An 11,638-nucleotide genomic window follows, 5' to 3' on the forward strand; every position below is an offset into this window, starting at 1 on the left:
AGGCGTTCAGGCGAACAAAACCTGATCGCCCGGCATCAAGAAAAGAGGCGCGATTCGGGGAAGGTGGCGGGGGAGCGGGGAATCGTCCAACCGGGGGGTTTCCATAAAGCGAACAGGTTCCTTGTCATTATTTCGCTTTCTACAACGCAACGTCTCTTCTAACCTTGCCGCACCCGATCGCAAGCGGCCCGCCCGCGGCCAGCGCTTGCGTGGACAACGAGCACAATCGAAACGGAGACATTACGTGTCGCGCGTCAGCCCTCTTGCAACGGCCACGGAATCCCGGCCGACCGGAACCCTCGCGAACCTCCGATCCATCTTCAGCGGATCGGTCGGCAACCTCATCGAGTATTACGACTGGTATGTCTATTCGGCGTTTTCGCTGTACTTCGCGAAAGCGTTCTTTCCCAACGGCAACCTGACCGTGCAGTTGCTGAACACCGCGGCCATCTTTGCCGTCGGCTTCATCATGCGCCCGATTGGCGGCTGGCTCGTCGGCATGTACGCGGATCGCCGGGGGCGCAAGGCCGCGCTGCTCGTCTCGGTGCTCGCCATGTGCGTCGGCTCGCTGATCATCGGGCTCACACCCGGCTACGACACCATCGGTATTGCCGCGCCCGTGCTGCTGGTCCTCGCGCGGCTGCTGCAAGGGCTGAGCCTCGGCGGCGAATACGCGAGTTCGGCGACGTACCTGAGCGAGATGGCCGATCCGTCCAGCCGCGGCTTCTATTCGAGCTTCCTGTTCGCGACCCTGTCGCTCGGCCAATTGCTCGCGATGGGCGTCCTGGTCGTGCTGCAGCAGTTTTTCCTGACGACCGCGCAGCTCGAAAGCTGGGGATGGCGCATCCCGTTCCTGCTCGGATCGCTGCTGGCCTGCAGCGCGATCTTCCTGCGCAGCAACATGAAGGAAACGGCATCGTTCGAACAGCATCGCCAGAGCAAGCGTCGCCACGCATCGATCGCCGACCTGTTTCACCACAAGCGCGAATGCCTGATCGTCGCCGGGCTGACGCTCGGCGGGACGGTCGCGTTTTATGCGTACACGACGTACATGCAGAAATTCCTCGTCAACAGCGCGGGGATGAGCAAGGCCGACGCATCGATGGTCTCGGTGATCAGCCTGCTTGCATTCGTCGCGATGCAGCCGGTCTTCGGCAGCCTGTCCGATCGCGTCGGCCGTCGTCCGCTGCTGATCGCGTTCGGCGTGCTCGGCACGCTCTGCACCGTGCCGATTTTCCAGGCGCTCCGCGGGGTCCAGACGACCGGCAGCGCGCTGGCGCTGATCGTCGTCGCGCTGCTGATCGTCAGCCTGTATTCGTCGGTCAGCGCGGTGGCCAAGGCCGAACTGTTTCCGGTCGGCGTGCGGGCGCTGGGTGTCGGGTTGCCTTACGCGATCACGGTATCGCTGTTCGGCGGAACGGCCGAGTATGTCGCGCTGTGGATGAAGAGCATCGGACACGAAGCGTGGTTCTTCTACTACGTGTCGGCATGCGTGCTGGTGTCGCTGCTGTGCTACCTGTGGATGCCCGATCCCAAGCGGGTCTCGCGCATCGACGAAGCGTGACGACGGCACGCTTCATCCGGGCCGCCCGCGCCTGACGCCGGGCGGCCGTCACGCATCAGCGGAAATCCGCATACTGCCGCACCAGCGACAGCATCGACGGAATCAACCCGCGCACGTCGCCGCGGCGCCACTGGAACGCATACTGGAGCGGCGCCAGCGGCGGCTCGCTCGTCAGCTCCACGAGGTTGCCGCCCAGCCGCGCACGCGCCCAGTCGACGGGCAGGAAGCCGATGCCGACGCCTTCGCCCAGCATGCCGGCGACCGCACTCCAGTTGTTGCATGCGATCCGGCGCGCATGATTGATGCCGCACGCCAGCAGCCAGTCGTCGAGAATGCGCGTCACGCCCGAGCCGGACGGCAGCAGCACCAGCGCATGGCTGGCGATCAGCGCCGGCGTCAGCACGCGCGTGCTGCCGACCAGCGCCTCGGCCGCCATCCACGCGAACCGTGCTTCCGCCACCGGCTGCGACAGCACGCTGCCGCGCGACGACCGGCCGGCGATGACCGCGAAGTCCAGTTCGCCGGCATCGACTTTCTCCTCCAGCGCCGCGCCCACGTCGACATACGGCTCGAGCGCCAGCTTCGGATGCAGCTTCTGCACCGCCGCGACGAAGCGCGGCAGCCACGTCAGCGCCGACAGCTCGCCGACCCCGAAGCGCAGCCGGCCGCTCAACCCTTCGTCCCGTGCGACCGATTCCTGCAGCGCAGCGACCGACTCGAGCACCCGCACCACGGCCGGCAACAGCGCCTCGCCGGCGTCGGTCAGCACGGCCCGATGGCCGCTCCGGTCGAACAGCGTGCGCTCGACGACCTGTTCCAGTTCGTTGATGCGCTTGGACAGCGACGACACCGACAGATGCAGCCGTTGCGCGGCGGTCGAGAAGTTTGCACAGGTCGCCGCCCAGTAGAACGCGTCGAGTTGCTTGAGAGTCGGGGTGGCCATTGTCTTTCGCTTTTATCGAACAAATTCATTGGAAGATTATCGCTTTTTAAGCGCCTCGCGCGTACCTAAAATTCCGGCACCGATTCGAAAACAGGCCGCAGAAATGACCTCGTCCGCCTCATCCCTTCCCGGAGCAAGCCGCCCCCTGGCAAACACGCGACCGCCTCGCGCGCTGCGCAACATGCTGAGCCTTCACGACTTCGAGGCGGCGGCGCGGCGCGTGCTGCCGCGCCCGATCTTCGGCTATGTCAGCGGCGCGGCGGAAGACAACCGCACACGCGACGACAACCGCGCCGTGTTCGACGAGTACGGGTTTGCCACGCGCGTGCTGCGCAACGTTTCGCAGCGGCAACAGACGGTCGAACTGTTCGGACGGCGCTATGCGTCGCCGTTCGGCATCGCGCCGATGGGGATCCATGCGCTGTCGGCCTATCGCGGCGACATCGTGCTGGCGCGTGCCGCGCAGCGCGCGGGCATTGCATCGATCATGAGCGGCTCGTCGCTCATCCCGCTGGAGGAGGTCGCCGCCGCTGCGCCGGGCACCTGGTTCCAGGCGTACCTGCCAGGCGATCCGAGCCGCATCACCGCATTGCTCGAACGCGTCGCGCGTGCCGGCTACCGGACGCTGGTAATCACGGTGGACATCCCCGTGTCCGCCAATCGCGAAAACAACGTGCGTACCGGCTTCACCACGCCGCTGCGTCCCGGGGCGCGCCTGTTCTGGGACGGCCTCACGCGCCCGCGCTGGCTGGCCGGCACCTTCGCCCGGACGCTGCTCGCGCACGGCATGCCGCATTTCGAGAACTCCTTCGCAACACGCGGCGCACCGATCCTGTCGTCCTCGGTACTGCGGGATTTCTCCGCGCGCGACCATCTCGACTGGACGCATCTGAAGCGGATCCGGCAGGAATGGAAGGGCGAACTGGTGATCAAGGGCATTCTCGGCGTGGACGATGCCGTGATCGCCCGCGACGCGGGTGCCGACGGCATCATCCTGTCGAACCACGGTGGCCGCCAGCTGGACGGCGCGGTCTCGCCGATGCGGATCCTGCCCGACGTGATTCGCGCGCTCGGGGCGGATTATCCGGTGATGATCGACAGCGGCTTTCGTCGCGGGTCGGACGTGCTGAAAGCCATCGCGATGGGCGCCCGCATGGTATTCGTCGGGCGGCCGTTCAATTACGCGGCGGCCGTGGCCGGCGAAGCAGGCGTGCTGCACGCGATCGGCCTGTTGCACGATGAAGTGGACCGGAACATGGCGATGCTCGGCGTCGAGCGGTGCAGCCATTTGACGCCCGACGTGCTGATCCGGAAAAACGGATGGCCGGCCTCGCGGACGGCTGTCCAGCGGCCGGGCGAGTGAGCGACGGAGGAACGCTCAAACGCCGGGCATCGCCGCCGTGTTGTCCGGCGGCACGTGCTCGGCCTCGTCACTGGGCGTCCGGCCGAAATGCCGCCGATATTCGCGGCTGAACTGCGATGCGCTGTCGTAGCCGACGTCGATCCCGATCTCCCCCACGCGCGCACCGCCCGACAGGATGCGCCGTCGGGCTTCTTCCAGTCTGATCTCGCGCCGGTAGTCGAGTGGCGTCATCGCCGTGATCGCCTTGAAATGGCGATGCAGCGAGGTCACGCTCATCCCGACGAGCGCCGCCAGTTCGTCGATCCGGAACGGCTGACGATAGTGCTCGCGCAGCCAGCAGGTCGCGCGGCTGATCCGCGTGAGGTTCGGGTCGTTGACGATCCCGGCAACCACCGGGCCGAACGCGCCTTGCAACAGCCGGTAAATGATCTCGCGCTCGATCATCGGCGCGAGCACCGCGGCGTCTTCCGGCCGGTCGAGAATGGTCAGCAAGCGGGTCAGCGGATCGATCAGGTCCGGCTCCAGTGCGCCCGTGACCAGCCCGCCCACGCGGTCTTTCGATCCGGGCCGCGCCGGCATCGTCGACCAGACCTCGGCAACGCGCAGGCGGTCGAGCGCCAAGGTCACGGCAAGGTGCGGGTGGTCGGGATGCGCATCGGTCACGCAGGCCGTCACCGGCACGTCGGCCGTGGCGATCAGGCACTGCGACGCCCCAGCGTCGTACACCGACTGCCCGAGCAACACGCGCTTGCGGCCCTGAAGCACCACGCACAGGCGCGGATCGTAGAAGCTGCGCACCGGCTTCGTCGGATGAGGGCAGTTGAACAACGTGACGTTCGGCAACGACGTCGCCTGACGTGGCTGCCTGCAATGTCGCCGTACGATCCGGCGAAGCGCCGACTGCTGGTTTGCGGACATGGAGGGCCGGCCCCGAAGTAAGGATGCACGCGACACGCACTTTGGCAGGATCGTGCAAGACCTTGATCTTAACGGACTAACGCGCGAGATCGCCGCGGCGCCACCATTGCACCTGCATTTCGTCGAAAGAGGAGGGTGCAACGATGACAGCATGTCCTGAAGATTCGGTCTGGTTCGTGACCGGCAGTTCCTCCGGCCTGGGCCGCGAGCTGGCGGAACAGGCGTTGGCACGCGGCTGGCGTGTCGTGCTGGCGGTCCGGCAGCCCGACGCCGTGGCGAGCCTCGCCGGCCGATATCCCGATATCGCGATGGGCGGCCTCGTCGCATTCGCCGCGACCGGCTACTACCACGCAACGAAGTTCGCGGTCGAAGCGTTGTCCGAATCGCTGTCGCATGAAGTCGCGCCGCTCGGCATCGCGGTCACGATCGTCGAGCCTGGCGCGTTTCGGACGGAATGGGCCGGTCGTTCGATGGTTGCCTCCGGTACGGTGATCGACGATTACGCGCCCACGGCCGGCAAGCGCCGCGCGGCGACGAGAGCGGTATCGGGGCATCAGCCGGGCGACCCGGTCAAGGCGGCCGCCGCGGTGATCGCCGCGCTGGAATCGAATGCGCCGCCGTTGCGCCTGCTGCTCGGCAAGGCGGCGCTCGACGTTGCGCTCGAGCGCCTCGATGCGCTGCGCACGAATTTCGAAGCATGGCGCGATCTCACCGAGGGGACCGATTTTCCGGCCGCATGACGCACCGGATAGTCTGTCGCGGAACACGCAGTTGGATAAAACGATGCATCTATCCGGATAACTTTTCTTATCACAACATCATGATTTCATTTCCAAACTGACCAATCGGAAATCGCGTCGATCCCGGTCGCCGCGACATGCCGCAACCTTCATCGCTCGCCGGAGATGGGCGGGCCGTCTTTGCGACGAGGCAGGCGAGCGGTTCGAATGTCCGCGCTCGATCGGACAGGGCGTCAAGACAAACGCCCCAAAGGCCGGATCGATATCCAGCTTTTGGGGCGCAGTTCATTACACCGGCTGTTTGATGGGCGGGATCGGACAAGCCGGCGACCTCCGCCGGCCGTGCCGCCGTACCGCCGCGATGGCTGCGAACGGCACCCGGCCAGTCTGCCCGGCGCCTCGCGACGCATCGCGAGGCGGCTTGCTTCACGACGTTTGCGCGGTGGACGTCAGGAAAATCTCCCGCATGCAAACGTGCTGCGGCTGCGCATAGGCGAAGCACACCGTGCGTGCGACGTCGTCGGGATGCAGGACCGATTCCAGCGAACTCATCCACTCACGGAACATGGTCTTGGCGGACTCCGACGTCGTTGCGTCGAGCAGGGGCGTGTCGACCACGCCGGGCGCGATGGTCGACACGCGGATATTGTGCTGACCGAGATCGGCACCGAGCCCGGCAGACATCCCGTGCACGGCGAACTTCGACGCACAATAGGCCGAATGAAACGGAAAGGCCTGGCGTCCGGTGATCGAGCTGACGTTGAAAATGCTGCCTCGCCGCCGCTCGACCATGCCCGGCAGCACGCTGTGAATCGCATTCATCGTGCCGACGACGTTCACGTCCAGCATGGTCCGGAGTTCGTCGGCCGATTGCTCGAGCGGCTCGCCGAGCAACATCGTTCCCGCGCTGTTCACGAGACAATCTACACCGCCGAACTGCGCTTGCGCGGCCTGGACCGCGGATCGCACCGCACGCTCGTCGGTCACGTCCGCCGCGACGCATACGGCGTTGGGCAAATCGAGCGACTGCAGCCCGGCCAGCCGCCGCGACACCAGCAGCAGCGGATGCCCCAGTGCCGAGAACGCACGCGCGACCGCCGCGCCGATACCGGAGCTCGCGCCCGTCACCATCACCAGCGGCAAAGTCGTCACGACGCGCCTCCCACGCGGGCCGCGCGGTCTCGCTTGCGCTGCGCGCGTTGCTGCACGTCGGCGTACATCGCCTTGACGGCATTCGCCGTGAAGAACGCCATGTGCTCGTCGAAACGTCCCGGATGGACGATCGAGAACGGGGCAGGCGGGCGTTTGCCGAGCGTGGCCTCGTAAAGCGGACCGATCGGGTCGTTCAGGTGCGTGCTGCGGAAGTTGTGCGCTGTCTGGGCCGCGTTTTCGGCGCCCGAAATCGACGCGGTCGGCGTATTGTCTTCCGGACTCACGCCGATCTGCGTCTTGACGAACTGAATGTGCTCGTCACGCCATGTCCGCACGTACTGGTACACGTAGACCGTCTGGCGAATCATCGCGGCGAGTTCCGGTTGCGTGTTCAGGCGCAGCACCTGCTGCGCTTGCTCGAGCACGGCGTCGTCGTCGCGCGCGGCCGTTTCGTTGAATTGCACCAGCCGCAGACGGAGCGAGCGTACCAGCAGCGGGTAGATCGTCAGGAACAGCCCCTTGCGGAGATTGTGCGAATGCGAGCCGCTCGTGATGCCAAGCGCCGGCCGGATCGCGAAGTAAGCCTTCGGACTGAGCGTTCGCACGATCGGCTTGATGTTGTCGGTGACGATCTGCAGCAATTTGTTGCACATCGCCAGCGACGTCGCTTCATGTTCGAACGATTCGTTCGCTTCGTCGACGAGTGCCAGAATCGAATCCGCGATGACGTCGTTGACGAGGCCCACCAGGACTTCGCTGATCTGGTGGTACGCACGAAACTGCATCAGGTACGTCGGATCCTTGAGATCGACGCAGTTGACCGCATCGCGCACCTCGTCGTTCTGCACGACCCGCTGATAGAACGCCTCGGCGCTTTCGCCTTCGTGGCGAAACACGCCCGGCACGCGAACATGGCGCAGCACGGCCAGCCAGATCGTTTCGTAATTGGTATTGACGAAGGTGTGAAAGAACGTGAAGCGTTGCGGATCGTCGAGATCCTTCTCGGAAAGGTCGAGGACCGATTCCGGCGCCGTTTTGAGCGCTTCGTACATCGCTTCGGTCTTTTTCGCGGCAGCCTGATAGGTGGACGAATCCTCGATCGACAGAAAGTCCCCGCCATTGCGGCCGAGATCCGTTTGCACCAGCAACTGCGAAAAGCGGTGCAGCGAATCGTTGAAATGATTCATCCACGTAATCTTGATCGAAACGTCGCCAAAGCGTGAATGACTGACGTCGTCGATGATCCGGTCGGCGAGGACTGAAATGTTATTCAGGCAGATTTCCGCCCCTCTGAGGATCGCGACAATACATTTTGCATCGACCTGCTGCTTTTCGCAGTTTATGAGTCGATCCAGATATTTCACGCCATGCAGAAGTTCGTAGTTCGCAAGCACCGCGGTGCCGTCGATCTCCGCGTGAGTCGCGAAGGCCTCGCGACGGCGCGTGATTTCGTCCAGGTCCAGCGATTTGGCGAGAAGCTTCTCCGTCGCGTGTTCCGCGGTGACGGGGAGATTGCTTTTGCTGCGCAGGAACGAGGCGATTTCTTGACGAATCGTACGAGCCGATTCGCTCTCAGGTGCTTTGACTTCCATTTAAAACCTCTCGATGGTCCGATGTTGATTTAATTGATTTTCATGACGTATCAGGTGGCGCGGAGGGGGATTGTATCGAGTATTTTCTCGAAATGATTGCTGTCAAAACAGACAGTTTTATTTACCTCCTCGACACCTGATGTTTATGTCAGGGATGTCTGTCAGATATTGCAGGTTCACGTCAGAAGATTTTGATTGTCTAATCACACACCGCAACAGTTATTGAAAAATTAATATATTTTCAGCATGTTCAAAGAAACACGCGGTTTGCAAATCGGATAAATACAGAATGATGCGGACGGACGATATTGCCCCGCGCCTGCGGGCCAGCCTGGCCCAGGTTCTCGGAGCGCCGCTCCATTACGGTTTTCTCGCGGCGTTGTGCCGTGCCGGGGTGCGCGGCGTCGATTGCGGCAACGACGCGACCATCACGATCCGCAGACGTTCGGCTGTCGTTGGCGCGGACCCGACGATCACGCTCGGATCGCTCGAGCTTGCCGGGCCTCTGCGCACGCTGGTTCGACGGGTCGCCGACCGCCTCGACGCAGCGGGGGGCGCCGAAGCCGGCGCCGCCATCGATCAATGGGCGCTCGAGGTCCACGGCGCGGCGGACGGCCCCGTCGTGCTCCGGCCGCACGACCCGATGCAGGCGAACGCGTGGCAGGTCAACGTTGCCGGCGCTCCGGCGCTCGCGGCCGCCACCGGCGACCTGTGGCGCCGCGCGGCATCCGAACTCGCCGATCAGTTGAGCGTCGATCCGATCGTCGACGTCACACGGGTGCTCGCCGGGCGCGCGATGCGCGACGCAGGCGATGCCGTGCTGACCCTGATCCACGGTGCCGACGGCAGCGTCGTGCCGTTCGCGCCGCTGGCCGCGCGGCTGCCGTTCCGCGTCCGCGCGTTTCGCGGTGTGCCGGCGCAACTCGCGCAGGCCGGCGACCTGAAGGATCTCGCGCGCCGATATGCCGATGCCCTGTGCGAGATCGACGACCGGCCGTTCCACTGGATCGGCGGTCACTCCTTCGGTGCGGTGGTGGCGCGCGAAATGGCCGCCTTGCTGGAGAAGCGCGGCAAGCGCCTCGGCGTCGTGGTCAGCCTCGATCCGTCGCTGGCCCTCGCGGCACGCGAACGCGCGAGCAACGACCGCACGGAGCGCATCACGCTGCTCAAGGCGATGTTTCCGCCGGCGGAAGCCGATCGCTTCCTCGCCGAATCACCCAGCGACGGCGACATCGACGCCCGCCTGCATCGGCGCATGCCCGCCGCCCGCCTGCGCGAGGTACTCGACATGCGCCAGACGTGCCTGGCCTTGCTGAAGTCCCATCGCACCGTCGCGGCGCCCGCCACGCGCGTGGCATGCCTGCACGCGCGCGAGCCTCTGCTGCCCGACTGGCATGCGCTCGCGCTCCAGCATCGCGTGCAGGGCATCGAAGTACCCGGCAATCACTTTTCAATGCTCTCGGAGCCGCACGTCGCATGTGTCGCTTCGATCGTTCAATCCCTTCGTCCTGAATCCTGCGATGACTGAATCCATCTATTCACCCCACATCCCGCATCGGGTCTTCGAACAGTGCGCGGCCGCGAGGCCCGAACGCATCGCGGCGGTCTCGGATCGCGAAAGCGTGACCTACGGTGAACTGAATGCACGCGCGAACCGGCTCGCGCGTTTCCTGCGCGATGAAGTCGGCATCCGCGCCGGCGAGGCCGTCGGCGTGTGCACGGATCACGATCCCGTCAGGCTGGTCGCGTTGCTCGCCATCGTGAAGTGCGGGGCCGTCTACGTGCCGGTCGATGCGGCGTGCCCCGAGGACCGCATGCGTCACATGGTCCAGCGCGCGCGAATCGCGTTCGTGCTGACCGCCCTGGAAGGCCGCGCGATGACGCAGCTCGGCGGCGTGCCGCAAAGCGACGTCTACGTGGCGCTGAAGCGGGCGAGCGAGTTGTCGTCCGACAATCTCGGGCTCGATGCCGAACTGCACGATCCGCTCTACGTCATTTTCACGTCGGGTTCCACCGGGCTGCCGAAGGGCGTTGCCGTCTCGCATGCGGCTGCGTGGAATCACTTCAGCTGGATCATCGGCTACCTGGGATTCCGCGAGGACGATCGCTGGCTGCAAAGTATCAACCCGTGCTTCGATCCGTCCATGCACGAGCTGCTCGCGCCGCTGACGATCGGCGCGACGGTGTGCTTTCTCGGCGGCACGCACCGGATCGACAGCGTCGAGATCGTGGCCGCCATCCGGCGGCATGCGGCGACGCACATCACGACCGTGCCGACGATGTTCAACCTCATCACGCAAACGCCGGGCTTCGATCAATGCACGAGCCTGAAGGCGATCTGCGTCGGCGGCGAGGTCTTCCGTCCGTCGCTCGCGGAACGCGCACGGCGCCTGCTGCCGGACACGGTCGTCCATAACGTGTACGGGCCGACGGAGGCGACGATCATGGCGAGCGCATGGCCTTACGACGACGCGCCGCGGGATTCGCTGCCGATCGGCGCGCCGGTTTCGCACACGCGCTTCTACCTGCGTCGAACCGCGGCGGACGGCGTGACCGATACGGTCGTGCCCCCGGCGCCGGGGGAAGAGGGCGAGCTGTGCATCAGCGGCGCGGCGCTGGCCAACGGCTATGTGAACGACGCCGCGGAAACGGTGCTGCGCTTCATCGCGAATCCGCTGTTCGAGGTCGGCGACCTGGCGGTGTACTCGCGCATCTACCTGACCGGCGACGTCTGCCGGGTCGATGCCGATGGCCTGGTCCACTGCGTGGGGCGCGTGGACGACCAGGTGAAGATCAACGGCCAGCGCGTGGAATTGGCGGAGATCGAATCCGCGGTGCTGCGCTCGCCGATGGTGCGCGATGCCACGGCGCTCGTGGTCGGCGACCGGCTGACCGCGATCGTGGTCCTGGCCGACGGCCACGACACCGCGTGGATGCGGGCACTGAGCGAAACCGCGGCTCACACGCTGCCGGCCGCCTGGCTGCCGAAGGACTGGGTCGCGGTCGCGGAGATTCCCCGTCAGGCGATGAGCGGCAAGGCCGACCGGCGGGCGCTCGTCGACCTCTGCCGCCAGGCCACCGAGCGCGCCCGCGCGGAGGACGCGCCGGCCAGCGACGTCGAGTCCGAAATCGGCCGCGTGCTGGCCGAGCTGATCGGCCTGGGCAGCGATGCGCCGATCGACCGGGACGAGCCGTTCGCGGACATCGGGCTCGATTCGCTGGGCGTGCAGGCGCTGTCGCTACGGCTCAGCGCCGCCTTCGGGGTGTCCCTCCGGGCTGAAGACATGTTCGAGTACTACACGATCGACCTGCTTGCGCGCGAAATCCACTCACGGCTTGCAACGGCATGAGCACGACACCGGCCGC

The 11,638-nt window shown here is 65.4% G+C and carries 9 protein-coding genes; 5 read left to right on the forward strand and 4 right to left on the reverse strand.

Going from position 1 to position 11,638, the window contains the following annotated elements:
- Positions 1-244 precede the first annotated feature (244 nt).
- Complete coding sequence (locus tag ACWMMN_RS08830) at positions 245-1,564, forward strand: MFS transporter (RefSeq protein WP_059234146.1); 1,320 nt, start codon at positions 245-247, stop codon at positions 1,562-1,564.
- Between the two features lie 55 nt (positions 1,565-1,619).
- Here ACWMMN_RS08830 and ACWMMN_RS08835 read toward each other — a convergent pair whose 3' ends face one another.
- Positions 1,620-2,507: a LysR family transcriptional regulator gene (locus tag ACWMMN_RS08835; protein WP_059234145.1), complete on the reverse strand. Its 888-nt coding sequence runs from the start codon at positions 2,505-2,507 to the stop codon at positions 1,620-1,622.
- A 103-nt stretch (positions 2,508-2,610) separates the two neighbouring features.
- Between ACWMMN_RS08835 and ACWMMN_RS08840 the strand changes: the two genes are divergently transcribed.
- On the forward strand, positions 2,611-3,870 hold the full coding sequence (locus ACWMMN_RS08840) for an alpha-hydroxy acid oxidase (RefSeq protein WP_425394778.1): 1,260 nt from the start codon (positions 2,611-2,613) through the stop codon (positions 3,868-3,870).
- A 15-nt stretch (positions 3,871-3,885) separates the two neighbouring features.
- On the opposite strand, the gene ACWMMN_RS08845 is transcribed toward ACWMMN_RS08840, so the two are convergent.
- Positions 3,886-4,941, reverse strand: coding sequence for an AraC family transcriptional regulator (locus tag ACWMMN_RS08845; RefSeq protein ID WP_486422580.1), 1,056 nt, complete (start codon positions 4,939-4,941; stop codon positions 3,886-3,888).
- Here ACWMMN_RS08845 and ACWMMN_RS08850 point away from each other — a divergent pair.
- Entirely contained in the window at positions 4,932-5,528 is a 597-nt protein-coding gene (locus ACWMMN_RS08850) for an SDR family NAD(P)-dependent oxidoreductase (RefSeq protein WP_486422581.1), read from the forward strand. The two genes, ACWMMN_RS08845 and ACWMMN_RS08850, sit on opposite strands and share 10 nt — an antisense overlap.
- Positions 5,529-5,954: 426 nt before the next feature.
- Here the strand turns inward: ACWMMN_RS08850 and ACWMMN_RS08855 are convergent, their stop codons facing one another.
- On the reverse strand, positions 5,955-6,680 hold the full coding sequence (locus ACWMMN_RS08855; protein WP_486422582.1) for an SDR family oxidoreductase: 726 nt from the start codon (positions 6,678-6,680) through the stop codon (positions 5,955-5,957).
- Positions 6,677-7,867 (reverse strand): hypothetical protein, encoded by a 1,191-nt coding sequence (locus ACWMMN_RS08860; RefSeq protein ID WP_155627137.1) that lies wholly within the window; start codon positions 7,865-7,867, stop codon positions 6,677-6,679. Before ACWMMN_RS08860 ends, ACWMMN_RS08855 begins: the two co-directional genes overlap by 4 nt.
- Before the next feature lie 694 nt (positions 7,868-8,561).
- Here ACWMMN_RS08860 and ACWMMN_RS08865 point away from each other — a divergent pair.
- Entirely contained in the window at positions 8,562-9,800 is a 1,239-nt protein-coding gene (locus tag ACWMMN_RS08865) for a thioesterase domain-containing protein (protein WP_059234141.1), read from the forward strand.
- Positions 9,793-11,622 carry an amino acid adenylation domain-containing protein gene (locus ACWMMN_RS08870; RefSeq protein WP_486422583.1) on the forward strand — a complete coding sequence of 610 codons (1,830 nt, stop codon included), beginning with the start codon at positions 9,793-9,795 and terminating at the stop codon, positions 11,620-11,622. The genes ACWMMN_RS08865 and ACWMMN_RS08870 overlap by 8 nt, the downstream gene beginning before the upstream one ends.
- The last annotated feature ends 16 nt before the right edge of the window (positions 11,623-11,638 follow it).

Source organism: Burkholderia cepacia complex sp. TUM26381, assembly GCF_057439935.1.

What these genes read in the sequence shown, in the direction of transcription:
- ACWMMN_RS08850 (WP_486422581.1), top strand. Translation starts at nt 4,932, where the DNA reads ATGACAGCATGTCCTGAAGATTCGGTCTGGTTCGTGACCGGCAGTTCC.
- ACWMMN_RS08835 (WP_059234145.1), bottom strand. Translation starts at nt 2,507, where the DNA reads ATGGCCACCCCGACTCTCAAGCAACTCGACGCGTTCTACTGGGCGGCG.
- ACWMMN_RS08870 (WP_486422583.1), top strand. Translation starts at nt 9,793, where the DNA reads ATGACTGAATCCATCTATTCACCCCACATCCCGCATCGGGTCTTCGAA.
- ACWMMN_RS08865 (WP_059234141.1), top strand. Translation starts at nt 8,562, where the DNA reads ATGATGCGGACGGACGATATTGCCCCGCGCCTGCGGGCCAGCCTGGCC.
- ACWMMN_RS08840 (WP_425394778.1), top strand. Translation starts at nt 2,611, where the DNA reads ATGACCTCGTCCGCCTCATCCCTTCCCGGAGCAAGCCGCCCCCTGGCA.
- ACWMMN_RS08860 (WP_155627137.1), bottom strand. Translation starts at nt 7,867, where the DNA reads ATGAATCATTTCAACGATTCGCTGCACCGCTTTTCGCAGTTGCTGGTG.
- ACWMMN_RS08845 (WP_486422580.1), bottom strand. Translation starts at nt 4,941, where the DNA reads ATGCTGTCATCGTTGCACCCTCCTCTTTCGACGAAATGCAGGTGCAAT.